Raw genomic sequence first — 26,349 nt, 5'->3', positions numbered from 1 at the left:
TTCGAAAAGAATGCGCCGATTTTTGATGAAATTGTACGCGAATAAGTATGTTCTGACGGTTTGAGTATGAAGCAACTTGTATTTGGATGGCTTTGCCTGATAACGCTGGGAATGAGCACCGTGGCGCAGGCCCAGCAGCCAGCCGCTCCGAAGCCTACGCAGCAGCCAACGGCCGCTGCCCGCCCGCAGGCCGGTAAACTCTCGCAGGATCCGGAGCAGTTTATCCAGGATGTGCAGGCAATGATGGCCTCCACGAATAACGTAGCTGCCAAAGCCACCGGCGCCCAGCTGCAAAGCCTGTGGGCTTCCAATAAGCTGACGGCCACCCAGCAGCGCACCATTGTGGCCATTTCGCAGCAGATGCTGGCCAAAAAGTTTCGGCCCAAACCGCACTTCGAGTTGTTTTTCAATACCATTCTGGCCGGCAATGCCAAGCAGAACCTCTCTGATCAGCAGATGACGGAGCTGCTGACCATGATTGGCAAAACGGTGGAAAAGGAGCCGGTGAAGGAAACCGAGAAGCTGTTGAATACGCTAGCCCAGTTTACGGCCAGTAACATGCTGTACCGCTCTCGCTACAACCGGGTAGAGCTGGTGCGCGGCAGCTTTTCCTTTGCCTACAATGAGAACGACCAGCCATTGGCTGAGCCGGTAGTTGCACCCACGCCTACTCCCACAGCGGTTACTACCGCCCCGTTGAAAACTACCACTAAGCCGGCCACTAAACCAGTCAAGAAGAAAAACGATGGCTGGGATACTTCTGACTGGTCAGATAGTGGCAGCAGTGGCTGGGGCAACGATGATGGCTGGGGCGCCCCCAAGAAAAAGGCGGTACCAGTGAAAAAAGCACCAGCCAAAACTACGGCTGGCAAACCCGCACCAGTAGTAAGAGAGGTAGAGCCGGAACCCGTAGCGGCTCCGCAGTACTTTGATGATTACGCTGCGCCTAGTACCCGTGGCCCGGTGATTGTGTTAAAGGAAGTGGATTTACTACTGGGTGGCTTTGGTGCCGATTCGGCGCTTATCACCAAAACCAGCGGCATGCTGGTGCCTTTGCAAAACCGTTTCGTGGGCCAGGGCGGGCAATATGCTTGGCAGGTAGGCCAGAACCCGGCTACCGCCGAGCTGACTCACTACGACTTTGATGTAGCCAAGCCCGAGTTTAAGGCTGAGCCCGTTACACTGACGTACGCGGCCGTGCTGGAAAACCCGGTACGAGGGGCCCTAGCCTTCAAAAGCCTCAAGAAGAAGCCCGGCAGTACCGATTCCTCCTTCCCGCGCTTTATTTCTCTCACCAACGATGCCCGCATCAAGAATATCGGCGACAACATCAAATACGTGGGGGGCTTTGCGCTGAATGGGCAGCGCACCTTTAGCGCCAGCCTTGATGGCTCGTTGTCCACTATTAGCGTGCAGGCCGATGGGAAAACCAAGTTCCGGGCCGATGCCCGCGCCTATGAGCTGGGCGACACGCTGATTACCTCGGCTCGCGCGGCTGTCACTATCTACCAGGCCAAGATTGACTCGCTGTATCACCCCGGGGTGAAGCTGAAGTTCTCCAAGCCCCGGCAGGTGCTGCAGCTGGCCCGGGAAGAAGGTCTGTACAAAACCACGCCCTACGCCGACTCTTACCACCAGATTGAAATTGCCACTGAGCTGCTGACATGGCCCATCAATACGCCATTCATCAACTTTACCATGCTCACGGCCAAAAGCCAGGTAGCGGCCACCTTCGATTCCAAGGAATTTTACACCAATACCCGCTATCAGCAGCTCAAAGGCATCAATAAGATGCACCCACTGCAAATGGTGGTGGGCTACAGCCAGAGCCACGGCAACGCCAAGAGCTTCACGGTAAACGACCTGGTAACCACATATCAGGTAAAGGAGCCCAACGTACGCTCTGCCATGGCTGGTCTGGCCCGGGATGGTTACGTGCGCATCAACCCCAACAGCGACAATATTCTCCTGCTGCCCAAAGCGCTGCATTACGTTAACTCAGCCCGCGGGAAGAAAGACTACGACCACATTTCTATTAAGTCGGTAGCCGGCGGTGGGCGCAACGCCACGCTGAACATGCAGAACGATGATCTGCTGGTGCGGGGTGTAGACCGGTTTAACTTCTCCGATGACTCGGTGACGGTATTCGTGAAGCCTGACAGCAGCCAGATTCGGATTCAGAAAAACCGCAACATCCTGTTTAACGGGACCATGGTGGCTTCGGCCTTCGTGTTCAAGGGCAAGGAGTTTCGCTTTGATTACGATGGGTTCTTCGTGGATATGATGAAGATTGACTCCATCATTGTGAAGGGCAAGAACTCCAAAGGCTCGGTGATGAAGGCTCGTAAGGACACCGACTTTACGCTGACCAACAAGAAGAAAACCTCGGCCGGTAAGCTCTACATCAACCATCCCAACAATAAGTCGGGACGCAAGAAGCTGGGCGCGTACCCTTCGTTCGATGCTACTACCGGAGCCTACGTGTTCTTCGACAAGCCGGAAGTGCTGGGCGGCGCCTACGATACCACCGTGTACTTCGATATTCCGCCTTTCCGGCTGGACTCGCTCAACAACAAGAACCGCTCGGCGGTGGGCTTCAAGGGTACCTTCGTGTCGGGCAATATTATGCCGCGCTTCGCTACCAAACTGGCCCTACAGGAAGATGGCTCTCTTGGCTTCACCTACAATGTTCCCAAAGGCGGTTTTCCGCTGTATGGCGGCAAAGCCCAGCTGTTTAACCAGGTGAAGATGAGTAACCGGGGTCTGCAGGGTATTGGGGAAATAAAGTACCTGGCCGCCACCCTCAAGAGCGACCAGTTTATTTTCTACAAAGACTCCGTGGTAACGGTGGGCACTACCGCTACGCTTACGGAAGGCCCTTACAAAGGCGCCGAGTACCCGAAGCTGAACCTGCTTCCCGGCTATCAAATGAAGTGGGCGGTAGCTGCCGACTCCATGTACTTCAGCACGGCCAAGTCCAGTACGGCTATGAAGTTTTATGATGGTACCTACACCTACCGCGGGGAAACTGTGCTGACGCCCACAGGCCTGTACGGTGCCGGTCGGATGGAAGGCCCGCAGTCGGTGATTCGCTCCCCTAAGTTCACGTTCCTGCAGCATCATTACAAAGGCAATAATGCCGTGCTCAACATCAAATCGAGCGAGCAGAACAAGCCGGCCGTAACGGCCACCGACGTGGCGTTTGACTATAACATCAAGCAAGCGTTTGCGGACTTCTCACCGGAGAAGGAGGGTGTAGCTAACGTAGAGCTGCCGTATACGCAGTATAAAACCTCCCTGAGTGGCGGTAAGTGGGACTTCAAGAAGAAGACCATTGTGTTCCGGGTAGCACCAGGCGCCGATTCTACCCGCTCCTTCTTCTACTCTACCAAGCCCGATCAGTACGGCCTGAAGTTTCAGGCCTCCAGCGGCATGTACGACCTGAACAAGTACCGTCTACTGGCTGGCGGCGTGCCCCATATTGCCGCCGCCGATGCCTGGATTGAACCGGACAGCAACAAAGTGTATATCTCGGCTAACGCCGATATGCGCGCGTTCAAGAATGCGAATGTGACTATGGATACGCTGCACAAGTACCACCACCTCTACAAAGGGGAGGTGGATATTCTGTCGCGGCGGTCTTTTGTGGGCAATGCATTGTATAACTATAAAAACGCTTCTGCTGATTCCTTTGCCATCAGGTTTGAGAACTTCCGGGTAGACTCGGCGCAGGCCCAGGGCGGCGACAACCGTAGTCGGGCAGCCAAACTACTGAGCAAGAATGATGGCGGTAAAATCTCTCCGCCCACGTTGGCTACTGCTAGTATTAAAGCCGAGGATAAATTCCATTTGGCACCGCGCATTGCGTACCGGGGTAGTGCCATCATGAACTCGCAACACAAGCGGTTTGCTTTTGATGGGCAATCGAGGCTGGAGTTTAGCAAGAACCCAGGGGCTTCTACCTGGTTTGCAGTGCAGGACTCGATTGACCCCAACCGCATCCGCATTCCTATTCGGGAACCAAAGGCAGATGATGGCTCCATTCTCTTTACGGGCCTGTTTATGTCGGAAGCTAACAAGGTGTACCCATTGTTTGTAGGGCCCAAGCAGAGCGTAACTGACCAGAATATTTTCCAGGCTGAGGGCACGCTGGCCTTCGATCAAAGAACCCGCCAGTTCCGCCTGGGGCCGCAGGATGAAAGCCCTGACATTTTGGAGGGCAATGTGTTGACGTTTAATGACTCCACGGCTGCTATGACGTTCCGGGGCAAGCTCAACCTGATTAATTCCAATAAGGACTACACCATGGAAGCGGCCGGGGTGGGCTATGCCAAGCCTGACAGCAGCCGCTACGAGCTGGATACCTTTATGGCGCTGGATATTAACCTGCCCGAAAAGGCGCTCATAGCTATGGGTGAGGATATGGCCCGCTATGCCAAAGGCCTGCCTGAGGCCGTGGATAACTCCCGGGCACAGGCCCTCAAGCTCGGCGAATTCGTAGGCAGCAAAGCAGCTGCCGCCTATATGGACCGCCGTGGTGGCTATACACCTCTGCAGAAAGTATCATCTAAACTGGCACGTACCCTGGTTCTCAACAAGGTAAACCTGGTGTGGTCGGAAAAGCAGCGAGCCTGGTACTCTACGGGTAAAATTGGCTTGGTCAGCATCCTGAAGAAAGACATCAATGCGCTGATAGACGGCTACATCGAAATCAAGAAAGAATCGACTGGCGACGTGGTGGAAATGTACCTGGAGGCCGAACCGCAGACCTGGTACTACCTCAAGTATGCCAACAACACCATACTGGCCAAAGCTCAGCACGGCTCTTTCGATGAGATTGTGGGCTACAAAGCCAAAGGCGACTACAACACGGCCACTGAGTACGGCTTCTTCCTGGGCGACGACCAGACGGTGCAGGAGTTCCTCACACGCTTCCGCAAAACCTACCTGGGTCTGAAAGGCAAGGAGGCTGCCAAGAAAATTGTTACGACCCAGCCCGAACCGGACCCAGCCGTAGAAGAGGAGGGCAAGAAGAAAAAGAAGAAAAAAGGCTCGGAGTTTGACGTTTCGAACACAGATCAGCAGCCCACCGATGCGCCTATAGATGACGCCCCGGTAGACCGCAAGAAAAAGAAGAAAAAGGACGACGACCAGGCCCTGATTGATGCTGCCGCGAAGGAGGCAGCCGGTACCTCGCCGGTAGAAGAAACCAACAAAAAGAAAAGCAAAAAAGAGGCAAAGGCGGAAGCGGATAACCCGCCAGTTGATGCATCAGTGGCTCCGGTAGAAGATACCAGCAAAAAGAAGAAAAAGAAGAAAAACGAAGACGACCCCTTCGGCGACCAGTAACCCCTGGCTACAGCCCCGCTCCGGTTCCGGAGCGGGGCTGTTTGTTTCCGGGCCGGCTCAATGTGGGCAGTACCTGTATATTTGGCGTCAATCGGCCATTCTCTCTTCTGCCTATTTCCCACCGTTACGCTCTTTTTGTATGAATCTGCCCATCGTCATCGGTCTATTGGTGGCCGCTTACCTGGTTGGCTCCATTCCCACCGCCCTGTGGGTAGGCCGCTGGTTCTACGGCCTTGATATTCGGGAACACGGCTCCGGCAACGCCGGCGCTACCAACACCTTCCGGGTGCTGGGCAAAAAGCCCGGCTCCTTCGTGATGGCCGTAGATGTGCTGAAGGGCTGGGCCGCTACTTCGTTGGCTACCGTCATGATGCAGCAGGGTGCTATTCAGCCCGGACAGCTGCTCTATTTTCAGCTGGCCTGCGGGGTGCTAGCCGTGCTGGGGCATATCTACCCCATCTGGGCTGGCTTCCGGGGCGGCAAAGGCGTGGCTACCGTACTGGGTATGATGCTGGCCATTGCCCCGGCCACCGTAGGCGTGTGTATTCTGGTCTTTATCGTGATGCTGGTGCTGTTTCGTTACGTCTCACTCAGCAGCATGACGGCGGGCGTGGTGTTTGCCGTGTTGCAGTTATTCCCCGCTTTCCGCCCCGATAATTCCCTGCTGCTCTGGTTCGGCTTTGTACTGGCCTTGCTACTGATTTACACCCACCGTGCTAATATCGGGCGCCTGCGCGCCGGCACGGAAAGCCGCGTGCCTATGCCATGGGATAAAAAGTAAGAGGTAAGCATTTACAGTATGGAATTATAAGTAGCGGCTTCTCCAATTTCCTAATTGGAGCAGGCTGCCAATCCGTGTTACTTTTACGCCACTTCCCATCTAGCATCAACCTACCTACCTCTGCATGGCTTCTTACCTCGAACAGAACCAAGACCGTTTCCTGAGCGAATTGCTCGACTGGCTCCGCATCCCCTCGGTTTCCGCTGACCCCAAGTTCCACGGCGACGTGCTGCGGGCCGCTGACTACCTGAAAACGCGCCTGGAAGAAGCCGGCATGGAAAACGTGGAGCTGTGCCAGACAGCCGGTTACCCCATCGTCTACGGTGACAAAATCATCGACCCCAGCCTGCCCACGGTGCTGGTGTACGGCCACTATGATGTGCAGCCCGCCGACCCATACGAGCTGTGGACCTCGCCCCCCTTCGAGCCTGTAATCAAAGATGGTAAGATCTACGCCCGTGGCGCCTGCGACGACAAAGGCCAGGTGTACATGCACGTAAAAGCCTTCGAAATGATGATGCAGGACGGCGGCGTACCCTGCAACGTGAAGGTGATGTTTGAAGGCGAGGAGGAAGTAGGCTCCAGCAACCTGGGCATCTTCGTGAAAGCCAACAAGGAGAAGCTGAAGGCCGATGTTATCCTGATTTCGGATACTGGCATTCTCTCTAATGACCAGCCCAGCATTGAGGTAGGCCTGCGCGGCCTGAGCTACCACCAGGTAGAAGTAACCGGCCCCAACCGCGACCTGCACTCCGGCCTCTACGGTGGCGCCGTACCTAACCCCATCAACGTGCTGTGCAAGATGATTGCCTCGCTGCACGATGAGAACAACCACATTACCATTCCTGAGTTCTACAACAACGTAGCCGTACTCAGCGAAGCTGAGCGGGCCGAGCTGAACCGCGTGCCGCACTCCGATGAAGAGTTTAAGGAGAGCATTGGCCTAAAAGATATTTACGGCGAGGAAGGCTATACCACCGTGGAGCGTATCGGTATTCGGCCTACACTGGATGTGAATGGCATTTGGGGGGGGTATACTGGGGAAGGTGCTAAAACGGTAATTGCTTCCAAAGCCTACGCCAAAATCTCCATGCGCCTGGTGCCGCACCAGACTTCGGAGGAAATCACGGCGTTGTTCCAGAAGCACTTTGAAAGCATTGCCCCAGCCAGCGTAACGGTAAAAGTAACGCCTCACCATGGCGGTGAGCCAGTCGTGACGCCTACTGATTCGGTAGCCTACCAGGCCGCGGCCGATGCTTTGGAAACCACCTTCGGCAAAAAGCCCATTCCTACGAGAGGTGGCGGCTCTATTCCCATTGTCGCTATGTTCAAGTCGGAACTAGGTCTGGATTCAGTGTTGCTGGGCTTTGGGTTGGATTCTGATGCCATTCACTCGCCTAATGAGCACTACGGCGTATTCAATTTCTTTAAAGGCATCGAAACCATTCCACATTTCTACCGCAACTATGCGGCAGGCATGAAGGAGTAACTTTACGCAGCAACAAAGAAGCCCGGTTCCTGTAGTAGGAGCCGGGCTTCTTTGTTGCTGCCGACACGCTAGCGGCCGTTCAGCGAATAAGTGAGGTAGAGCTGGAAAGCGCTGTTGCGGATGTTGCGCTGCACGGTGGTACTGCCGCTGGTAGTGGCTTTTTCAATGTTGGTGATGCCGCCGTTGTAGCGCAGCCCTATGCCCAAACCGCGTTTGCGCTGGTACCCCAGGCCAGTCACGTAGCCTAGATCAAAGGGGTTGTAGCTGCTTTTCCGGTCGTAGGTGGTGGTATTGTACTTCTCTTTGGCCGACACCAAGAACCCTAGCTGCGGCCCGGCTTCAAAGAACAGCCCCCCGGCATTCACGTGCAGCAGCAGGGGCACATCCACATAGCTCAGCTTGTTGTCAGCAGGGTTCGGAATCAGTTCTTGATAGTCGCCTTTCTGCGAGTACAGCAGTTCAGGCTGGAAAGCCAGCATGTTGGTAAAGCCGATATTGGCGAAGATGCCGGCATGGAAGCCAGGTGTGTAACCGCCACTTCGAGCCTGTTTGCCCACGAACGAGGCAAGCGTGCCGCCCGCTTTCAGGCCTAACGATACGTTACTTTGTGCCTGGGCCGTACCGGCTAAGCCAGCCAGCAGTAAAAGAGGGAGAAATGCTTTCTTCATGGGAAATGAAAGTCAGGGTGACATACTGTACAAGTGCGAAACTACGCCGAAAACCTTCCATGCTTACTCCCGGGGCAACAAAAAGCCCCTTCCCATGGTGGGAAGGGGCCATATTGGCAATAGCCGCTTTGCTTACTTATTGCCAATCAAATACCCCAAGGAAACCTGGAAGGCAGAATGGCGGGCGTTTTTCAGGTCGCCGTTGAAGTAAGTGTCGCCATTTTCGCTCTTCACCAGGTCGCTGAAGGCACCAGCATAGCGCAGACCAATGCTCAGGCCATTTTCTGCCTGATAACCCAGGCCGGCAGCGTAGCCCAGCTCCGTGCGGTTCAGGTCGCTGACATCGTTCTTATTTTGGGCTTCAAACGTGTCTGTTTTGCCGCTTACGGTGTTAGTGCGGGTGGTTTTGGTTTCGTTGCTGGAGCTGAGCAGGTAAGAAATCTGCGGGCCGGCCTCAACGTAGAAACCATCGGCATTGATCTTGGCCAGAATAGGCAGGTCCAAGTAGTTGTAGTTTACCTTGCCTTCGCGCTTTTCCTTATAACCAATGCCGGCAATAGTGTTGTCGTACTCATTCGGCTTGTTTTCAAATCCCTTCTGCGAGTACAAAAGCTCGGGCTGAATGGAGAAGAAATTTTCCACAAGTGGAGCGTTCAGCATAACGCCGCCCACAAAGCCGAGCTTGTTATTGTAAGTGTTTTCGTTTTTAATGTTGCCGGACAGATTAGTGTAGTTGGCGCCGGCGCGCAGACCCAAACGCACGCCTTGGGCGTGGGCCGAAGAAAAGGCCGCGGCAGAAAGCAAAGCGGCTACGAGAACGGTGGACTTTTTCATAAGGTCAAATACGAATTAGGGAAAGGAAATCGTATGCCGGGCTCTATTCGAAAAATGTGCCAATCTGCTTCATTCAGGCATTGCTGGTATAAAAAACCCTACCTTTCTCCGTAGGAAAGGCAGGGTTATATAAGTTAAATAACTGATTATTAGTACTTGCTGCGGTTACGTCTGGCGTGGTTAAACGCCGGGTTATTACTGCCAAGAAACAGGTAGCCTACCTGCGCTTGCAACACAGAGTTGTAGTTATGTAACGTAATGTTACCGTTGTCTTCATTGAGAGAAGTTATATCCCGATTATAGCGTAGTTCTACGCTTAGCCCGGTTTCCGACTGAAAACCTACCCCGGCAGTACCGCCAAAGTTGACTGGTCTGTACCCATCTCTGCCAGAATTAGAAGTCAGCAAAATATTGGCCTGCGGGCCCAGCACCAAGAAAGGCCCCTGCAGATCTAGCCGGGCCAGTACGGGCACATCCAGATAATGTAGGGTAGTTTTAAAGGTGCCCTCATTACGGGTAGTACCCTTCATAGAGTATAGCAGCTCCGGCTGGATGGACAAAAAACCATCTGAGGAGGCCGGGAAATTCACCAGAACACCAGCCAAGCCGCCAGGCTTAAGCTTGTTGGCATCCGGCGCATCAGAGCCTGCTATATTGCTCAGGTTGGCCCCGGCTTTTATTCCGAATACGGTTTTTTGTGCCTGCACAGCACCCGTGGTACAAAGCACGGTGGCGAGTAGAAATACAGCCTTTTTCATGCAAAATCGAAGAACAAAGAAGAAAGAAAAGTTCGGGGATGAGGACGAGAGCGGGCGTTGCAGTAGAGGCAGAAAGGGGCTGCAGGAATTGTGCCAGTATTCAGAAATTACTATGAAACAAAAAGGCGCTTACTCTCCGAAGAAAGTAAGCGCCCAAATTTTTTTGCTTGAAAAGCTACGGCTTATTTACCACCAATCAGGTAGCCTACTGACGCCTGGAACACAGAGTTACGGGCATTCTTTACGTCATCATCCTGGTAGCCGTCTTCACCGAAATCAGTGAACGAACCATTGTAGCGGATACCCACCAGGAAACCAGCAGTTGACTGATACCCCAGGCCAGCGGCGTAGCCAATTTCGCTACGCTTCACGTTGTCCAGGTTTTCGATGCCCTCCGTTTTTTGGTAGGTGTTACCGTTTACGGAACGCTCAGTTTGATCCTTTACTTTCAGCAGGTAGCTGTATTGCGGGCCGGCCTCAAAGAAAAAGCCATCGGCGTTAATCTTGAGCAGGACCGGTACATCAATGTAGTTGTAGGTACGGTCGCCTTTGTACTTGTATTTATTGGAGCCAATGGTAAACTCATTATCAGCATACTGAAAGCCTTTCTGCGAGTACAGCACCTCAGGCTGAATAGAGAAGAAGCCATCGTCGGTTACGCTGAAATTGGCCATCACGCCGCCGTGCGCACCCCACTTACTTTCGAAGCGGTCCTCGTCGGTCAGGTCACCGGATAGATTAGAATAGTTTACGCCACCTTTAATACCCAGACGTACGCCCTGAGCCTGGGCATGTTGAGCGGAGAAAGTAACAGCGGCAAGGAGAGAAGCGAGTAGGATTGTTGTCTTTTTCATGGTGCAACAAGGGTTTAGTTGAACATTGCACATCGGCACCCCAACCCGGGGTTCCATGGGGCCTTAAACGGAGAAATCAGCAACGGATACATATTGCCGCAAAAAAAAATGGTCCAACCTCGCGGCCAGACCATTTTCTTGCAGGATAACCTCCTGATTATTTGCCCAGTTGCAGCAAATAGCCCACCTGTATAATAATGGCGTCGTTGGCGCTCTTCGGTTTGCTTTCAATGGCATCGGTATCAAGCACGGTTTGAAAGCCGCGGTTGTAACGTGCCCCAATAGTCAGACCGTTGCGCGACTGATAGCCCAGGCCAGCCACGGCGCCGTATTCCCACTTGGCTACGTCCCCGGTTGCGCTGGAAGAAGCATTGGTAGTAGTTTCTTTACGGCTGTCGGAGAACTTGCTGTAGGTTTCGGTATCGGTGCTGCTGCCCGTTAAGTAGCCTACCTGAGGACCCAGCTCAAAATACATACCTCCATTGGTGTTTACCCGCACCGGAAGAGGCAAGTCGAGGTAGGAAAGCGTGCGGTCTACGGTATTAATGCGTAGCGTTTCGCTTGCGCCCAGTTCCTCAGTGTTCAGAGACGTTTGGGTCAGCTTATAGCCCTTATGGTTCAGTTGCAGCTCGGGGGCAATGGTAAACAAGCCGGTGCTGGAAAGGGGAATTGTAGCCGCCAGACTCACATTATAGCCTGTGTGCCGGTCGCCCAGCTGCACCCGGTAGTTGGGTCCAGCCAGTATATCCAGCTCATTGCCCGTAAGGCGGGCCAGGGTAGCCCCGGCTTTCAGGCCCAAACGGGGCTTGCCAGGATTTTGGGCGTGGGCCACCGAGGCAAAAGCGGCGAGGGCAACTGCCAGTACGGCCTTCTTAACCATGCGAAAGAGAAATTGCTGTGAATGATAATGTAGAAACCAGCCAGGAAATAGACTGCCGGCCCCAATGAAAAGACAATGTTACGGCAATGGAGTGAGTTGACCGCGCCTGGCTGCTCAGGTAAGATGGATTTTACGCTCCAGGCGTTGCAGGCTACCCTAAGTAAAGCCGCGGCTCGTACTTTTGAAGGGTGGCTAACTTGTTTCCCGGTATGCGCATTTGGGTAGCTCTTTTTGGGGTGATGATGCTGACCGGGGGCCAAGGCACTGTCAGTGCCCAGACGCCACGTGTGCCGTGGGTGGGTGGCTTCTACGCACAGGGGGGCTTTATAGTGGCGCACTCGTCGCGGGTACGGCATCTGGTGCGGGCGCATCCTACCGGACTGGAGCTGAATCTACAGCGCCAGACGACGGGCCACGCCCCTTGGCATGCCTGGTATGGCTACCCCAAAATAGGCTTGGCGCTGGTATATTACGATTACCACAACCCGGTATTGGGACGTAGCTACGCGGCTTCGTTCTACCTCAATAAAACGTATTGGCGCACCACCCGGCAGGAGTTGAACTTTCGGTTAGGAACCGGTATAGGCTGGTTTACGCAGGTTTTCTCCCAGGAGTCCAACCATAAGAATGCCTTAGTCAGCTCCCGTTGCAATGCCATGCTGCAGGCCCGCGTGGAGTATGACTGGGCTCTGTCCCCACGGGTAGGCCTGCTGGTGGGAGTGGGGCTCAATCATTTTTCCAATGGGGCTACTGCTAAGCCTAACCTGGGCATCAATATTCCCACCGTAGTGCTGGGCCTCAATTTTCATCAGCAACGCAGCTTCCGGCCGCTGGACGTACCGCCCCCACCAGAACCCGAGGATATAGGCCAAAACTTCCTGTATCTAAGCACCAGTCTGGGCATAAAGCGGCTGAATGAAATCGACCTCAAAACTTACCTGGTCAACTCCGTTTCTGTAGTAGGAGGCCGGCGTGTCAACCGGAAAAGTAATCTTCTACTGGGTCTGGAAGGTTTCTATGATCGTTCCCTGCGCGCCGAGCAGCGGGATACCGCCCGTCAGGACGTTCCTTTGGTGGATGTGAAAAAAGCCGGCGTTTTCCTAGGCCACGAGCTGCTGTTCGGCCGCTTGGCCTTAGTCACGCACCTGGGCGTATACGTGTACAACCCTTACAAATCCAACAACTTTTACTACGAGCGGGTAGGGCTAAAGTACCATTTCACGAACCGCCTGTTTGGCGCCGTGGATCTGAAGGTACACCGCGGCGCTGCCGATGTGCTGGAATGGAAAGCAGGAGTGAAGCTGTAAGGTCTAGTTGCTATTGAGCGGCCAGTAGTGCCCGATTTATACGTCTGACCACTGCCGGCCCTTCGTAAATAAATCCGGTGTATAGCTGCACCAACGAAGCACCGGCTTCCAGCTTTTCCAGCGCATCCTGGGCTGAGTGTATGCCCCCCACACCAATAATGGGCAGGCTCCCTTCGCTGCGCCGGTGCAGGTAGCGAATTACCTCCGTAGCCCGCTGACGCAACGGCTGCCCACTTACCCCCCCTGCCCCCAGACTGGCTACCTGCTCAGGAGCAGTGCGCAGGTTCGCCCGGCTAATAGTTGTATTAGTAGCTACCAGCCCGCTCAGGTTGGTCTCGCGGGCAATCAGCAGAATGTCGTCAAGCTGAGAATCACTCAGGTCAGGCGCAATTTTGAGCAGTAAGGGCCGGGGCTTAGGCAGGGCTTGGTTGCGCTCCTGTACCTGTTGCAGCAACTGAATCAGCGGCTCACGCTCCTGCAGCTGGCGTAGGTTAGGCGTGTTAGGGGAGGAGACGTTCACCACAAAATAATCGACTACCTCGTGCAGCGCCTCCACACAGGCCACATAATCCTGGGCGGCCTGCTCATTGGGGGTGTCTTTGTTTTTGCCAATGTTGCCGCCGATAATAATACTGGAGCGACGGTGACGCAGCCGCTCCGCAGCCGCCTCAGCTCCGGCGTTATTAAAGCCCATGCGGTTCACCAATGCCTCATCCTGCGGCAGCCGAAACAGGCGCGGCAGCGGATTGCCTGGCTGGGGGCGGGGCGTTACGGTACCAATTTCCACGAAGCCAAAGCCAAGGGAAGCCAGCTCATCGGTCAGCTCCGCATTCTTGTCGAAGCCAGCTGCCAGTCCCACCGGATTTCGAAATTTCAGCCCAAATACCTCCCGCTCCAGCCCCGGATTTTGGTAGTCATAAAGCCCCCGCAACAGCGCCAATCCACCTGGCACCTGCGCCATCCGCTTCAGATTATCGAATACCAGATGGTGCGCCCGTTCGGCATCCAGCTGGAAAAAAAGCGGCTTCAACAGGGTTTTATACATGGCAGCGCAAAACTAGGCAAGGGGAAATGGAAGCAGGAGAAATAGAAGCTATCGGTTGCGGCTTACCCCGCCCAGCCTTCCCGGTCCAGGCTGCGGTACTGAATAGCTTCAGCCAGGTGCTGAATCTGAATATCCTCCGAGGCGGCCAGGTCGGCAATGGTGCGCGCCACTTTCAGAATACGGTCATAGGCCCGGGCGGAGAGGCCCAGGCGCTCCATAGCGGTTTTCAGCAGCAGGCGGCCGGCATCGTTTATCTGGCACAAGTCCTTCACCATCTGCGGGGGCATCATAGCGTTGGAATGAATGTCGGGAAATTCCTGAAACCGCGCCGCCTGCCGTTCCCGTGCCGTGGAAACGCGCTGCTGAATATCGGCGCTGGTTTCCGAGCGGCGGGTTTCCGTCATCTGATCAAAGGAAACCGGCGTTACTTCCACGTGCAGATCTATACGGTCCAGTAGCGGGCCACTTACTTTATTGAGGTAGCGCTGCACCACGCCAGGCCCGCACACGCACTCTTTTTCAGGGTGGTTATAGTATCCGCAGGGGCAGGGATTCATGCTGGCTATCAGCATAAAATTGGCCGGAAAATCAATGCTGATTTTAGCGCGGGAAATAGTAACGCGGCGCTCTTCCAGCGGCTGGCGCATCACCTCTAAAACCGTGCGCTTAAACTCCGGCAACTCATCCAGAAACAGCACCCCGTTGTGCGACAGGGAAATTTCGCCCGGCTGCGGGTTGCCGCCACCGCCTACCAAGGCTACATCGGAAATAGTGTGGTGCGGCGCCCGGAACGGCCGCGTACTAAGCAGGGACGCATTGGTGCCCAGCTTGCCTGCCACCGAATGAATTTTAGTGGTTTCCAGCGCCTCATGCATCGTCAGGGGCGGCAGAATACTGGGCAGGCGCTTGGCCAGCATAGTCTTGCCCGCACCAGGAGGGCCTATCATAATCACATTATGGCCGCCGGCAGCGGCTATTTCCAACGCTCGCTTGATGTTTTCCTGTCCTTGCACATCGGCAAAGTCAGCGGCGTATTGATTGGCGGCATGCTGGAAGATGTCGCGGGTATCCACCTTGAGCGGGGAAATATCCTGGCGGCCCTCAAAAAAGTCGATGGCCTCCTGCATTGTTTCTACCGGAATGACATCCAGATTATTGACGATGGCCGCTTCCTGTGCGTTTTCCTTCGGCAGAATAATGCCTTTAAAGCCCTCTTTGCGGGCCTGGATGGCAATAGGCAACACCCCACGAATAGGCCGCAAGGCTCCATCCAGTGCCAGCTCACCCATAATAATATAGTCGCCCAGCCGCTCGGTGGTAAGTTGCTGTGAGGCATGCAGAATACCGAGGGCAATGGGTAAATCATAGGCAGAGCCTTCCTTTCGTACGTCGGCCGGAGCCATATTCACTACCACTTTGGTACGTGGCATGCGGTAGCCCCGAAACTTGAGGGCCGCTTCAATTCGCTGTTGGCTTTCCTTAATAGCATTATCAGCCAGCCCCACCACGTAAAAATTCGTCCCCTGCGATACAACTACTTCAATGGTAATAGTATTGGCATTAACACCCTGCACGGCCGAGCCGTAGGTTTTCGTCAGCATAATAAAGAAGTAATGAGGATAGGGTTTTAGAAAGCGAAGATACTGGGTTGAGACGTGGCAGGTTATAAAAAAAGCCGACCCACTAGAGCCGACTTTTCTTTGAACTGGGTGGATCAATTTAGGCCACCAGCTGCTCAATGAGCATAATCATGATGTGAATGGCTTTGATGTGAATTTCCTGAATCCGGTCGGCATAGCCGCTGTGCGGGGCGCGTATTTCCACGTCGCTGATGCCCGCCAGCTGGCCGCCATCTTTACCTGTGAGGCTGACCACACGCATGCCAGCAGCCCTGGCGGCTTCGGCGGCCAGTAGCACGTTGGGCGAGTTGCCACTGGTGCTTATAGCCAGTAGCACGTCGCCGGGGCGGCCCAGCGCCTGCACATAGCGGCTGAACACATGGTCGTAGCCGAAATCATTGGCTACGCAACTCATATGCGAGGCTTCGGTGAGCGGAATGGCCGCCAGCGCGGGGCGGTTCTGGCGGTAGCGGCCCGTTAGCTCCTCGGCAAAATGCTGGGCATCGCAGAGGGAGCCACCATTGCCACAGGTTAGGATTTTGCCGCCAGCACGCAGGGAATCCGCCATAAGGCGGGCTGCTTGCTCAATGGCTTGCAGATTGGCCGGATCGGCTAAAAAACGGTCGAGGACAGAGCGGGCTTCCGTCAGCTCGGCCCGGATGAGGTCAGAAAGAGAATCAGTCACGGCGTAAAATTACCGTACTGGTCGCTCATCTGTATCAGTTGAAGCAGGCGGAATAAAAGTATTTGGCTTTTGCAGGGGCGCATTCGTGAGGCTGGGGTCTTCCTGCGGGAAAACGGGCCGCGGTGCTTCCGGAGCAGGGGTAGGGGCTGGAGTAGCTACATAAGCCGGATCGGGGTAGGTAGTAGTACCCGTGGCTACGCCGGGGCGCTGCTGAAACTCCCGCTCGCGCAGCTCCATCTGCTGATCGTAAAGGCGGGCTTTCAACTCGTTGATTTTGCCTTCGTGCTGAGAAATATTACGGCGCAGCATAGTGCTGTCCAGGTTCTCAACCAGCAGCTGCACAGCCAGTAATACCACTGCTACTATAAACAGGACCCAGTAGAAAGTGGCTAAGTTGGTACCGAGGCCAAATGCACCGGCCACACCCTCACGGGCAGCAGGGCTTAGAATAAACAGTAGCGCCAGGAGCAGATACACCATAACCAGGATGGTGACGAGGCGTTTGAGAGCAAGCATGGAAGAAGGGCTTAGAGAGTATAAAACGAACAGCACTGGCCCGCCGCATTGGCTTGGCGAATTAAATATAGGAGATATCCAATTCAGTAGCACTGCGGGCCATAGCGCCCGTCTAAACGCAAAGTCCCGGTTCTGCGTTGGCTTGCACCGGAGTTCAGGCCAATGCTACGTTGGTTTGCATCTGGCTCAGGCGTTGGTAAAGGCCGCCGCGCTGTAGCAATTCATCGTGGGTGCCGCGCTCTACAATGCGGCCGTGTTGCAGCACTACAATCTCATCGGCATGCTGCACGGTGCTCAGGCGGTGAGCAATAACCAGGGAGGTTCGATTCTGCATCAGGCGCATTAGGGCTTCCTGCACCAGCTTTTCACTCTCGGTATCGAGGGCGGAAGTGGCTTCATCCAGAATCAGAATGGGCGGGTTGCGCAGCACGGCGCGCGCAATGCTCAGGCGCTGCCGCTGGCCCCCAGAAAGGCGCGTGCCCCGGTCGCCAATAACAGTTTGGTAGCCTTCCGGCGTACTCATGATAAACTCATGGGCATTGGCAATGCGCGCAGCGTTCATGACTTCTTCCTCCGTGGCCTGGGTCTGGTTGAAGCGGATGTTGTTGAAGATGGTGTCGTTAAACAGGATGCTTTCCTGGGTTACAATGCCCATCTGGTCGCGCACGGAGTGAATGGTGCAGTCCCGCACATCGTGGCCATCAATCAGAATCTGACCACCGGTGGGGTCATAGAAACGAGGAAGCAGATCCGCCAGCGTGGATTTACCGCCGCCTGAGGGACCCACCAATGCCACAGTTTTACCCTTCGGAATAATGAGGTTGATGTCCTGCAGAACAGGCTGGTCGCCGTAGGTAAACTGCAGATTCCGCAATTCAATTTCCTTCTCAAAAGCGGGCAGTAACTGGGCATCGGGCTTGTCCCGAATCACCGGCTCCGTATCGATAATGCTCAGCACCCGCTCGCCAGCCACCAGGCCGCGCTGGATGTTGCCAAACGCCGACGACAGCGCTTTAGCCGGCGTGAGCACCTGCGAAAACAGCACGATATAGGTGATAAACGATTCACCTTCCAGATCAGAATTGCCACCCAGAATAAGCGTGCCGCCAAAGTAAATCAGGCCCGCAACTACCAGTACCCCGGCAAACTCGGAGAAAGGAGAAGCTAGGTCACGGGTATTATCAATGCGGCGTGAGGTCTTGGCATACAGGTCGTTTTGCTGCTCAAACTTCTCCTTGATATAATCCTGGGCATTGAAGGCCTTGATAACGCGGATGCCGCCCAGCGTCTCATCAATGACCGAAAGCATAGAGCCTAGCGTACTCTGGCTGGTTTTGGCCTGAGAGCGAAGCCGCTTGGCCAGACTGGCAATAATTCCTCCGGATATCGGCAGTAGCACCAGCGTAAACAGCGTGAGCTTAAACGACATGTAAAACAGTACCGCGAAGAAGGCCACAATGGTCAGCGGGTCACGAATAACGGCTGTGAGGGTATTGACCACGGAGCCCTCCACTTCCTGCACATCGTTGGTAAAGCGCGACATCAAATCACCCTTGCGGCCGGTGGCAAAGTAGCCGAGCTGCAGCTGAATAACTCGGTGGTAGAGCGCCCGGCGCATGTTGCGAATAACGCGGGCCCGCACCCGGGCCACCAGCCGCAAACTCAGGTAGCGGAATACGTTGCTGAAAAACACCGAAACCACCAGCACCAGGCATACAAATAGCAACGCACCCATCTTGCCCTGAGTGGCAATAACGTGGGCAAAGTAGTAGTTGAAGGTGCTGGTAACGTAATCGAGGGTAGGGGCGAAGCTGGGGAGGTATTCCGGCGCATTCATCTGCACCTTGCCCGTCTTGTCAAACAGTACTTTCAGCAAGGGAATAATCAGCGCAAAGTTGCCAATGCTGAAAATGATGCCCAGGATGGTGTAGAGAAAGTAGAAGGGCAGAAAATCGGCGTAAGGCCGCGCGTACTGCAGAATGCGGAGGTAGGTCTTCATGGAGGCTACAAAGGTAACCCCGGATTCCGATTGCGGCCGGGCCACTTCGCGCTTCCGGCGCTACTCAGCGTTGAACACGGCTACCACCTCAATCTGCCCCAGAATATGCTGGTTGAACTCGGCCAGCTCTTCGGCCGGCACCCAGAGCTCGTCGTGCTCGGGCCCGCCCACGTTCTGCACCGGGAAGGTGGCGGCGTAATCGGCATCCACGGCAAAGCGTAGCACGTAGCCGATGCCATAGTAGGGTACGTTCCAGTCGCGGGCAATCTGGCTGGCGTAGGCCTCATGCAGCACCGGGTAGAAGAAGGGCTGCTCGGGCAGGCGCGGCGGAAAGGCCAGCCAGTCGGCAGCGGCTATTAAATCCAGTTCCTGCTGATTGACCGGCCGGAAAAGCAGCATGGCGGCTGGGTCGTGGCGCATAACCGGAAAGAGGATTGCAGCTTAAAACTCGTGCACACGCTGGGCAATATTCCAGCGCAGAGTGAGGGCCGAATAAGCTTCGGTACCTTCCAGCGGCGTGGCAACTTGCGAGCTTTGGTGGCGCACTATCTGGGTGGCATCAATCCACAGGTTATGACGCAGCTGGTAGGTAGCCGTCAGGTCGCCGTGGAACAGGTGGGTGGTATTGCCCTGACCTACGCGGTTATCAAATTCCTGTACGCGGGTGGTATAAGGTAGCAACACATTGCTGCCATAGTTCAGCGTAACGGGGGTATAAGGCGGGAAATCGGAGTTGAAGGTAGTGTTCAGGCCCTGCTCTGAGAAGAAGCCCTTGCCCACCAGCATCAGGCGCGGTAGGGGCTGGTAGCTCACCACGCCCAGCATTTCCCATAGGTTAGCGCCCATGGGGTGCGCCAGCGGCTGGTTATAGTGCTGGTAGTTGCGGAATTTGTCTTCGTGCTCGTAAGTATACGGGCGGATATAGTTGAACTCTGCCTGCAGATCCAGGTTACGGATGCCGGCTGCATCAAAGTACTTGGCGCCCACCTGGAAGGCCTGCTTATTCGCCCACCAGCCATTGCCCGAGCGCACCTGACTGACCACAAACTCATCCAGCATCAGCTGACCGTAGAGCTGGGCGGTGTGGGCAATATTCCACTTGAAATCCATCCCCAGCAGGGCGTTGTCCTGCGAGCCAATTTGCTGCTCTACGCTGCGGTAGAAGATAATAGGGTTCAGGTACTGCAGCTCAAAGCGCCCCTTGCCCCGGGAAAATACCACCGACTCAAACACGCCTACATTGAAGTTAGGCGTGATGTCGAGGCTGAGGTGGTGCAGGGCAAAGTATTTCTTCTGATAGATGGTATCGGCATTGGCCTTGTCGGCCGTCATTTCCGCAAACAGGTTCTGGTAGTTGAATTTCCAGATGCGTGTGTTAAGCTTCAGAAAGAAATATGGGGCGGCATAGTCGGAAAGAATCAGGGAGCGGTACCCGTTGCCGATGATGTTTCGGTCGTGGCCCAGCTGCACGTTAATGTGCTTGGTAGCCGCATAGGTAATGTAGCCGCGTGCTGAAAGAAAGTCGTACTGGCCGGGCTTGGTTTTGAAAGGCTTCCAATAGCCCTCATGCGGCACAATATTGTCGCGCACAATGCGCTGACGCACGTATTCCGGCACAGCCGTCTGATTATCGGCCAGGAAGGTGTAAAAGCCCAGCTTCTCATCAATAGTGCCTTCTACCTGTACACCGCGGGTGTTTAGGAATCGGATACCATCACTATCCGTATCCTTGCCCAGCTGTATGCCTATCACCGGGTTGATGCGCAGGGTAAAGTCAGGGTTGTTTACCGAAAACAGGTCGGACTGTCGGCGGTAGAAATGCTTGAGCACCGGGCGGCTGCTTTCATTTACAGCCGCGGCCTGGCTGGTGTAGTTCCAGTTGTCGCGCAGCAGGTAGCGCAGGTTAAACCGGTCGGCGCGGGAGAGGCCAGCGGCGGAGTCGCGCAGCATCTGCTCGGCCAGGCGGGCCACCATAGCGCGCGGGTAGGGCCGCACGGCCGTGTGTAGCTCCTGTAAAGAATCAGAGCCGGACTTTGCTGCGTAGCGGTCAATCAACCGATAGATATCCGCATCAAGCGGCACATAGGTAGTGCCTTGCAGGGAGCGGGTGGTGGGTGCCGGCTGCGGTGGAGGAACTGCCTGTGGCTGCGTAACCAATGGTGCCGAAGGAACCGCCTGTGGCTGGGCAATTTCCGGTGCCTTTACCGCATTGTTTTGCCCCTTGCGTTGCGTGTCCAGGGGCTGATTGTATACCCGCCAGGGGGAAGCGGCCGGCGTCTTGGCCGTATCGATGGGGGCCGCAGGCGGAGTAGTAGCAGTGGAATCCTGAGCAATAGCCGGGCCCGCCAGCAGCGTCCCGGTAGCGAGCAAAAGCAGGAGAGGTCGTTTCATACGAAAGCAGACAGTGCTGCCAACGCGGCAGCCAGTGGCGCAAACCTACGCAGTTACGCGCAAGGAGTTGGTTTTTCTCCGGATTACCCCATTTGCTTGGCCGTGGTGTGGCATATTGCGTACTCTTGTGGGCTATCCTAACTGCTTTATCCCTTGTCGCTCCGCTATCTGCCCCATGCACAACTAAACCTGGCTGCCTGGGATACCTGTGTGGCCACAGCTACGGAACCGGTGCCGTATGCCTACTCCTGGTGGCTGGCCGCTACGGCTGGCCGCTGGGATGCCGTGGTAGAGGTTGAAGATAACACCGAGGTCTATTTATCCTTATTTCCGCTGCCCATAAAGCGCCGTCCGTGGGGTAGGGAAGTATATCAGCCGCCCTTTACCCAGCAGTTGGGCCTGCTCATTACAGCTGGTAGTCGTCACCGCCACGTGCTGGATTATCTCACACTGGTAACCGGCCGCTTTGCCCGCTTCTATCTGCAACTGCATACAGGGCTGGAGCTGGCCAGTGCCCCTGCCGGCTTTCATCTCACCCAGCGCCAAACCTACCAGCTAAGCCTGGCTCCCCATTATCCGGCGTTGCTGGCCGGGTTTGAGGCAGACTACCGTCGGCGCCTGCGGCGCAACCAGGAGCACGAGACGCCGCTGGTAGTAACCCCAACGTTATCGGCCGAGGCATTGATTACACTTTTTCAGACGGAAGCTGCCGGGCAGGCAGCAGGGCTGAAACCACAGGCCTACGACCGGTTAAAAAAGCTGCTGGCCGAATTACAGACCCGGGGAATGGGGCAGGTGCTGGAAGTGCGCGGGCCGAAAACCAATGAGCTACTGGCAGGCGCAGCCTTTGTAACTCACCCGCACCGGCTTATTTACTTGTTTGCGGCGTCCTCTGAAATGGGGCGGCAGGTGGGGGCACCCCTACTGCTGCTCAACTACATAATCCAGCAGCACGCTGGCACGCGTGGCCTCCTTCTCGATTTTGAAGGCGGCATGATACCTTCTATTGCCCGATTTTTCGCCAACTTCGGTGCCGCAGCAGTGCCCTATGTGGCCCTTTCCCAAACCCGAAAACCCTGGTACCTCTCATGGATGCGCTGAAACCTACGTCTGCTCCCGACCTCACTCGTGTACATGTCGTATGCGCCGAGCCCTCCGTGGCCAACCACTTTCTGGCCGAGCTGCGCGATGTAGACGTGCAGCGCGACTCCCTGCGCTTCCGCCGCAACCTGCAGCGGCTGGGCGAAATCATGGCCTACCGTATCAGCTCCCAGCTTAGCTACACCACCAAAACGGTGCGCACGCCCCTGGGTCAGTCCAGCAGCATGCACCTGCATGATTTCCCGGTGCTGGCTACCGTGTTGCGGGCCGGGCTTCCCTTCCATCAGGGCTTTCTGAATTACTTCGATCAGTCACCCTCCGCCTTTGCTGCCGCCTACCGCATCGAAGGTACTTCGCAGGTGCAGGTGCAGGTAGACTACCTCACGGCCCCCAGTCTGGATGAGCGGGTGCTGATTCTGGCCGACCCCATGCTGGCCTCCGGCAAGTCTCTGGTGCAAACCTACCGGGCTATGCTCCGCTTTGGTACACCCCGCCAGGTGCACATTGCCGCCGTTATTGCCAGCCCCGAAGGCGTAGCGTATGTAACCCGCGAAATTCCGGAAGCCACCTTGTGGGTAGCCGCTATTGATGAAGGACTGAACGAACAGGCTTATATTGTTCCCGGTCTTGGTGATGCCGGCGACCTTTCCTACGGCAGCAAACTATAGCAAAGGAATTAGCTGCCTGGCACGCTAACTAGAGCGGCTCCCGTATACCCACTTCATCTGTTCATACACAGACAACAATGAGATGATCTGCCGGAACTATTCTGGCAGACTCAACCTGTTACTTTTAGTTGACGCTAGAATAGCTCTCAACTTCCATTCTCCGCACCGAAAACATCTGTGGTACCTCATATTCTAAAATACGCTTCTGTTTTCCTGCTTAGCATGGTGAAATTCTTTGGCGGCCCGGTAGCTGGGGTGGCCTCAGGAGTACCTTATATGGCTACTGTCGGCCTTACTGTAGCCGGTATGATGTGCAGCGTTATCCTGATTTCAAGCGTTGGCAAGGCATGGGCCCTGCACCAGCGCCGGAAAAGGATTAAACACGGTAAGCCGTTGTTTTCCAAACGCTCCCGGCGCATCGTTATGATTTATTCCCGCTTTGGCATGGGCGGTATAGCATTCCTGACGCCTATTCTGTTTAGTCCCATTGGCGGTACCGTAATTGCTACCCAACTCCATGTGCCTCGCTTTAAAATTATGCTGCATATGCTGTGGAGTGCCGTTTTCTGGGGCTTTTTGTTTACCACTCTGGCGGTCCGGTTCAGCCATCTACCCATCTTTCAGCACTAGCCATTCCTCTATCATAGAAAAAGCCGCTCCGGGTATCCGGAGCGGCTTTTTATGCTTCTAAGACTTACTTCCGGCGCTTGGCCCGGGCCATGGCAGCTTTGGCTGCTTTCACGGCTGGTTTGGAAGCAGTCTTTTTAGAAGGGTTTGCTTTGTTGCCTTTCTGGCTACGGTTGGGCCCTTCCTTATAGGTTTTGCCGGTACGCTTGTCAATCGTAACACCAGGCTTTACATATTCCTTGCGCTCATGGAAAGCGCCCTGAAAGGATGGGTCCTCCCGGCGGCGGCGCTCATCTATCTCCCGGTCCATGCCCTGCTGCTCATCGAACTGGGTTTCCATCACCTTTACCTCAGGCGGCATTGCTACCAGCGGAATTTTTTGGTTGATGAGCTCTTCAATGCGAGCCATATGGTGCATTTCGGCTTCGTTAGCGAAGGTAATGGCGGCGCCAGTGTGCTGGGCGCGGCCTGTGCGGCCAATACGGTGCACGTAGTCGTCATACACCAGCGGTACGTCGAAGTTAATGACGTGGCTTACCTGAGGGACGTCAATGCCGCGTGCAGCTACATCAGTAGCTACCAGAAAGCGGATTTCACCGGCTTTGAAGGCTTCCATAGCATTAATGCGCACATTCTGGCCTTTGTTGCCGTGAATGGCGCGCACCTCGCCGTGGGCCTTACGCTTCAGGAAGCTGGCCACGTTCTCGGCGTGTTCCTTGGTGCGGGTGAAAATCATCACCCGGTGGAAGGCGTCCCAGTCCAGAAACAGGTATTCCAGTAGGTTAATTTTGGTCAGCAGGTTGGGCACCTCGTACAGCGACTGGGTTACATTTTGCGCCGAGGTGGCGGCGGGTGTTACTTCCACCCGCACCGGGAATTCCAGGAATTCCTCGCTGAGCACCGATACTTTATCCGGCATGGTGGCGGAGAACAGCACGTTCTGGCGCTTGCTCGGAATTACCTCCAGAATGCGGCGGATTTGGGGCATAAAGCCCATATCCATCATTTTGTCGGCCTCATCCAGCACTAGAGTTTTAATCTCCTTTAGTACCAAGTTGCCCTTCAGATACAGCTCCATCAGGCGGCCGGGCGTGGCAATCAGAATATCTACGCCCTTGGCAATGGTTTCAATCTGAGTTTTAGGACCAAGGCCGCCGTAGATAGCAAAAATGCGCAGGTCGGTGTGCACGGCCATCTTTTGCAGATGGCTTTCCAGCTGCATAGCCAGCTCGCGGGTGGGAGCCAGGACCAGGGCCCGGGGATTTATGCCTTGTGCATACTTCACTTTCATGAGTAGCGGCAGGCCGAAGGCTGCGGTTTTGCCGGTGCCGGTCTGAGCAATGCCCAGCACGTCGTGGCCGGCCAGCAGCAGCGGAATGGTTTGCTCCTGCACGGGCGTAGGGTGCTCAAAGCCTGCTTCGGCTACGGCCGTGAGCAATTGCTTATTGAGCTTGAAATCGGCAAACGCTGCCGGCTGGGGCGAATCAGACATAATCGTAAAATGCTTTTGAATCTGCAAAGGTACGGGGAATACCGGCGGAAAGAGTCACAGAGGGTCAGCTTACTAGGTATTTCCGGTCAGCGAGCTAGAAAAAAATCTGCCTGAAATGCTTGTAATTTCTCCTTTAGGCGTTACTTTTGTCGCTCCATTACCTACCTGGTAGATATAGCTCAGCTGGTTAGAGCGTCGGATTGTGATTCCGAAGGTCGTGGGTTCGAGCCCCATTATTTACCCCAATGGAAGTCCCCGGAGAGAAATTTCCGGGGACTTTTTTGTTGATTAGAGCGTTGCCTTGGCAATGCATTTTTGCAGACCTCACTTTAGATCCTCTCCTTATGAGTCTGGTTGTTATCGGCTCCGTAGCGTTCGACGCGCTGGAAACCCCCTTCGGCAAAACCGACAAGATTATTGGTGGTGCCGCTACCTATATCTCGCTATCGGCTTCCTACTCGCTGAAGCCTGTGAAACTGGTAGCCGTAGTTGGCGACGATTTTCCGCAGTCAGATATCAGCCTGCTGGAAAAGCACGGAGTAGATACCGAAGGTCTGCAAATCAAGGAAGGCGAGAAGTCATTCTTCTGGTCGGGTAAATACGCCAACGATCTGAACTCGCGCGAGACGCTGGTAACCGAGCTGAATGTACTAGCCGATTTCGACCCCATTATTCCGGATGCTTACCAGGACTGCAAATACCTGATGCTGGGTAATCTGGCCCCGCAGGTGCAGCGCCTCGTGATCCAGCGCCTCGTGAACCGTCCCAAGCTGATTGTGATGGATACCATGAACTTCTGGATGGACGTGGCTCTGGAAGAACTCATCAGCACCATTGAAATGGTGGACGTGCTCAGCATCAATGATGAAGAAGCCCGCCAGCTTTCCGGCGAGTATTCTTTGGTGAAGGCGGCCCGCAAAATCATGGCCATGGGTCCAAAGTATCTCATCATCAAGAAAGGGGAGCACGGCGCGCTGCTCTTCCACAAAAACAAGATTTTCTTTGCGCCCGCCCTTCCACTAGAAGAAGTGTTTGACCCCACCGGCGCTGGCGACACCTTTGCAGGCGGCTTTATTGGGCACTTGGCTGCTACCGACGATATCAGCTTCGATAACATGAAGCGCGCCGTGATTCACGGCTCGGCCATGGCCTCGTTCTGCGTGGAGAAGTTTGGTACCGAGCGTTTGCTGCACCTCACCGATAAAGAAGTGGAGGCCCGCGAGCAGCAGTTTGCTGATTTGGTAGCGGTAGTTCCTGCTTCGGTCGTGCAAAACGCCTAAGCCCCG

21 protein-coding genes and 1 tRNA gene are annotated in these 26,349 nt (G+C 55.1%); 9 read left to right on the top strand and 13 right to left on the bottom strand.

Going from position 1 to position 26,349, the window contains the following annotated elements; translation table 11 throughout:
• The first annotated feature begins 66 nt into the window (after positions 1–66).
• From Q4G72_RS15565 to Q4G72_RS15555, 3 genes are all read left to right on the top strand, one after another.
• Complete coding sequence (locus tag Q4G72_RS15565; RefSeq protein ID WP_303312350.1) at positions 67–5,349, top strand: hypothetical protein; 5,283 nt, start codon at positions 67–69, stop codon at positions 5,347–5,349.
• A gap of 139 nt (positions 5,350–5,488) precedes the next feature.
• A complete protein-coding gene (plsY, locus tag Q4G72_RS15560) occupies positions 5,489–6,130 on the top strand; it encodes a glycerol-3-phosphate 1-O-acyltransferase PlsY (RefSeq protein ID WP_303312349.1) in 642 nt (213 codons plus the stop codon).
• 124 nt (positions 6,131–6,254) lie between these two features.
• On the top strand, positions 6,255–7,619 hold the full coding sequence (locus Q4G72_RS15555) for a dipeptidase (protein ID WP_303312348.1): 1,365 nt from the start codon (positions 6,255–6,257) through the stop codon (positions 7,617–7,619).
• Positions 7,620–7,687: 68 nt separating this feature from the next.
• Here the strand turns inward: Q4G72_RS15555 and Q4G72_RS15550 are convergent, their stop codons facing one another.
• From Q4G72_RS15550 to Q4G72_RS15530, 5 genes are all read right to left on the bottom strand, one after another.
• Complete coding sequence (locus tag Q4G72_RS15550; RefSeq protein WP_303312347.1) at positions 7,688–8,287, bottom strand: porin family protein; 600 nt, start codon at positions 8,285–8,287, stop codon at positions 7,688–7,690.
• A 132-nt stretch (positions 8,288–8,419) separates the two neighbouring features.
• Complete coding sequence (locus tag Q4G72_RS15545) at positions 8,420–9,121, bottom strand: porin family protein (RefSeq protein ID WP_303312346.1); 702 nt, start codon at positions 9,119–9,121, stop codon at positions 8,420–8,422.
• A 149-nt stretch (positions 9,122–9,270) separates the two neighbouring features.
• Positions 9,271–9,879: a porin family protein gene (locus Q4G72_RS15540; RefSeq protein WP_303312345.1), complete on the bottom strand. Its 609-nt coding sequence runs from the start codon at positions 9,877–9,879 to the stop codon at positions 9,271–9,273.
• Between the two features lie 182 nt (positions 9,880–10,061).
• A complete protein-coding gene (locus Q4G72_RS15535; RefSeq protein WP_303312344.1) occupies positions 10,062–10,733 on the bottom strand; it encodes a porin family protein in 672 nt (223 codons plus the stop codon).
• 157 nt (positions 10,734–10,890) lie between these two features.
• Complete coding sequence (locus tag Q4G72_RS15530) at positions 10,891–11,613, bottom strand: porin family protein (protein ID WP_303312343.1); 723 nt, start codon at positions 11,611–11,613, stop codon at positions 10,891–10,893.
• Positions 11,614–11,822: 209 nt separating this feature from the next.
• Between Q4G72_RS15530 and Q4G72_RS15525 the strand changes: the two genes are divergently transcribed.
• On the top strand, positions 11,823–12,920 hold the full coding sequence (locus Q4G72_RS15525; protein ID WP_303312342.1) for an acyloxyacyl hydrolase: 1,098 nt from the start codon (positions 11,823–11,825) through the stop codon (positions 12,918–12,920).
• A 10-nt stretch (positions 12,921–12,930) separates the two neighbouring features.
• Here Q4G72_RS15525 and Q4G72_RS15520 read toward each other — a convergent pair whose 3' ends face one another.
• The 7 genes from Q4G72_RS15520 to Q4G72_RS15490 form a co-directional block, all read right to left on the bottom strand.
• On the bottom strand, positions 12,931–13,965 hold the full coding sequence (locus tag Q4G72_RS15520) for a quinone-dependent dihydroorotate dehydrogenase (protein WP_303312341.1): 1,035 nt from the start codon (positions 13,963–13,965) through the stop codon (positions 12,931–12,933).
• A gap of 62 nt (positions 13,966–14,027) precedes the next feature.
• Complete coding sequence (locus Q4G72_RS15515; RefSeq protein WP_303312340.1) at positions 14,028–15,566, bottom strand: YifB family Mg chelatase-like AAA ATPase; 1,539 nt, start codon at positions 15,564–15,566, stop codon at positions 14,028–14,030.
• A gap of 118 nt (positions 15,567–15,684) precedes the next feature.
• Positions 15,685–16,269: a D-sedoheptulose 7-phosphate isomerase gene (gene lpcA / locus Q4G72_RS15510; protein WP_303312339.1), complete on the bottom strand. Its 585-nt coding sequence runs from the start codon at positions 16,267–16,269 to the stop codon at positions 15,685–15,687.
• A gap of 9 nt (positions 16,270–16,278) precedes the next feature.
• The gene (locus tag Q4G72_RS15505; RefSeq protein WP_303312338.1) at positions 16,279–16,785 is read right to left on the bottom strand and encodes a hypothetical protein; all 507 of its coding nucleotides are present in this window, start codon (positions 16,783–16,785) and stop codon (positions 16,279–16,281) included.
• 154 nt (positions 16,786–16,939) lie between these two features.
• A complete protein-coding gene (locus Q4G72_RS15500) occupies positions 16,940–18,784 on the bottom strand; it encodes an ABC transporter ATP-binding protein (protein WP_303312337.1) in 1,845 nt (614 codons plus the stop codon).
• A gap of 60 nt (positions 18,785–18,844) precedes the next feature.
• Positions 18,845–19,204: a hypothetical protein gene (locus tag Q4G72_RS15495; protein WP_303312336.1), complete on the bottom strand. Its 360-nt coding sequence runs from the start codon at positions 19,202–19,204 to the stop codon at positions 18,845–18,847.
• A gap of 21 nt (positions 19,205–19,225) precedes the next feature.
• Positions 19,226–21,175, bottom strand: coding sequence for a hypothetical protein (locus Q4G72_RS15490; RefSeq protein ID WP_303312335.1), 1,950 nt, complete (start codon positions 21,173–21,175; stop codon positions 19,226–19,228).
• A 153-nt stretch (positions 21,176–21,328) separates the two neighbouring features.
• Here Q4G72_RS15490 and Q4G72_RS15485 point away from each other — a divergent pair, with 153 nt between their 5' ends.
• From Q4G72_RS15485 to Q4G72_RS15475, 3 genes are all read left to right on the top strand, one after another.
• Positions 21,329–22,276 (top strand): GNAT family N-acetyltransferase, encoded by a 948-nt coding sequence (locus Q4G72_RS15485; protein WP_303312334.1) that lies wholly within the window; start codon positions 21,329–21,331, stop codon positions 22,274–22,276.
• Complete coding sequence (gene upp, locus Q4G72_RS15480) at positions 22,264–22,944, top strand: uracil phosphoribosyltransferase (protein WP_303312333.1); 681 nt, start codon at positions 22,264–22,266, stop codon at positions 22,942–22,944. Before Q4G72_RS15485 ends, upp begins: the two co-directional genes overlap by 13 nt.
• A 222-nt stretch (positions 22,945–23,166) precedes the next feature.
• A complete protein-coding gene (locus Q4G72_RS15475) occupies positions 23,167–23,574 on the top strand; it encodes a hypothetical protein (protein ID WP_303312332.1) in 408 nt (135 codons plus the stop codon).
• Between the two features lie 64 nt (positions 23,575–23,638).
• On the opposite strand, the gene Q4G72_RS15470 is transcribed toward Q4G72_RS15475, so the two are convergent.
• On the bottom strand, positions 23,639–25,063 hold the full coding sequence (locus tag Q4G72_RS15470) for a DEAD/DEAH box helicase (protein ID WP_303312331.1): 1,425 nt from the start codon (positions 25,061–25,063) through the stop codon (positions 23,639–23,641).
• Between the two features lie 168 nt (positions 25,064–25,231).
• On the opposite strand from Q4G72_RS15470, the gene Q4G72_RS15465 reads away from it, so the two are divergent.
• Both Q4G72_RS15465 and Q4G72_RS15460 read left to right on the top strand, forming a co-directional pair.
• Positions 25,232–25,308 (top strand) — tRNA-His (locus Q4G72_RS15465).
• Positions 25,309–25,407: 99 nt separating this feature from the next.
• The gene (locus Q4G72_RS15460) at positions 25,408–26,343 is read left to right on the top strand and encodes a PfkB family carbohydrate kinase (RefSeq protein ID WP_303312330.1); all 936 of its coding nucleotides are present in this window, start codon (positions 25,408–25,410) and stop codon (positions 26,341–26,343) included.
• The last annotated feature ends 6 nt before the right edge of the window (positions 26,344–26,349 follow it).

Origin of the sequence: Hymenobacter sp. BT730 (genome assembly GCF_030542105.1) — a bacterium.
In the GTDB taxonomy this organism is placed as follows: Bacteria; Bacteroidota; Bacteroidia; order Cytophagales; family Hymenobacteraceae; genus Hymenobacter.
This window is presented reverse-complemented; position numbering and strand designations above follow the sequence as displayed.

What these genes read in the sequence shown, in the direction of transcription:
- Q4G72_RS15565 (WP_303312350.1), top strand. Translation starts at nt 67, where the DNA reads ATGAAGCAACTTGTATTTGGATGGCTTTGCCTGATAACGCTGGGAATG.
- plsY (WP_303312349.1), top strand. Translation starts at nt 5,489, where the DNA reads ATGAATCTGCCCATCGTCATCGGTCTATTGGTGGCCGCTTACCTGGTT.
- Q4G72_RS15555 (WP_303312348.1), top strand. Translation starts at nt 6,255, where the DNA reads ATGGCTTCTTACCTCGAACAGAACCAAGACCGTTTCCTGAGCGAATTG.
- Q4G72_RS15550 (WP_303312347.1), bottom strand. Translation starts at nt 8,287, where the DNA reads ATGAAGAAAGCATTTCTCCCTCTTTTACTGCTGGCTGGCTTAGCCGGT.
- Q4G72_RS15545 (WP_303312346.1), bottom strand. Translation starts at nt 9,121, where the DNA reads ATGAAAAAGTCCACCGTTCTCGTAGCCGCTTTGCTTTCTGCCGCGGCC.
- Q4G72_RS15540 (WP_303312345.1), bottom strand. Translation starts at nt 9,879, where the DNA reads ATGAAAAAGGCTGTATTTCTACTCGCCACCGTGCTTTGTACCACGGGT.
- Q4G72_RS15535 (WP_303312344.1), bottom strand. Translation starts at nt 10,733, where the DNA reads ATGAAAAAGACAACAATCCTACTCGCTTCTCTCCTTGCCGCTGTTACT.
- Q4G72_RS15530 (WP_303312343.1), bottom strand. Translation starts at nt 11,613, where the DNA reads ATGGTTAAGAAGGCCGTACTGGCAGTTGCCCTCGCCGCTTTTGCCTCG.
- Q4G72_RS15525 (WP_303312342.1), top strand. Translation starts at nt 11,823, where the DNA reads ATGCGCATTTGGGTAGCTCTTTTTGGGGTGATGATGCTGACCGGGGGC.
- Q4G72_RS15520 (WP_303312341.1), bottom strand. Translation starts at nt 13,965, where the DNA reads ATGTATAAAACCCTGTTGAAGCCGCTTTTTTTCCAGCTGGATGCCGAA.
- Q4G72_RS15515 (WP_303312340.1), bottom strand. Translation starts at nt 15,566, where the DNA reads ATGCTGACGAAAACCTACGGCTCGGCCGTGCAGGGTGTTAATGCCAAT.
- Q4G72_RS15505 (WP_303312338.1), bottom strand. Translation starts at nt 16,785, where the DNA reads ATGCTTGCTCTCAAACGCCTCGTCACCATCCTGGTTATGGTGTATCTG.
- Q4G72_RS15500 (WP_303312337.1), bottom strand. Translation starts at nt 18,784, where the DNA reads ATGAAGACCTACCTCCGCATTCTGCAGTACGCGCGGCCTTACGCCGAT.
- Q4G72_RS15495 (WP_303312336.1), bottom strand. Translation starts at nt 19,204, where the DNA reads ATGCGCCACGACCCAGCCGCCATGCTGCTTTTCCGGCCGGTCAATCAG.
- Q4G72_RS15490 (WP_303312335.1), bottom strand. Translation starts at nt 21,175, where the DNA reads ATGAAACGACCTCTCCTGCTTTTGCTCGCTACCGGGACGCTGCTGGCG.
- upp (WP_303312333.1), top strand. Translation starts at nt 22,264, where the DNA reads ATGGATGCGCTGAAACCTACGTCTGCTCCCGACCTCACTCGTGTACAT.
- Q4G72_RS15475 (WP_303312332.1), top strand. Translation starts at nt 23,167, where the DNA reads ATGGTGAAATTCTTTGGCGGCCCGGTAGCTGGGGTGGCCTCAGGAGTA.
- Q4G72_RS15470 (WP_303312331.1), bottom strand. Translation starts at nt 25,063, where the DNA reads ATGTCTGATTCGCCCCAGCCGGCAGCGTTTGCCGATTTCAAGCTCAAT.
- Q4G72_RS15460 (WP_303312330.1), top strand. Translation starts at nt 25,408, where the DNA reads ATGAGTCTGGTTGTTATCGGCTCCGTAGCGTTCGACGCGCTGGAAACC.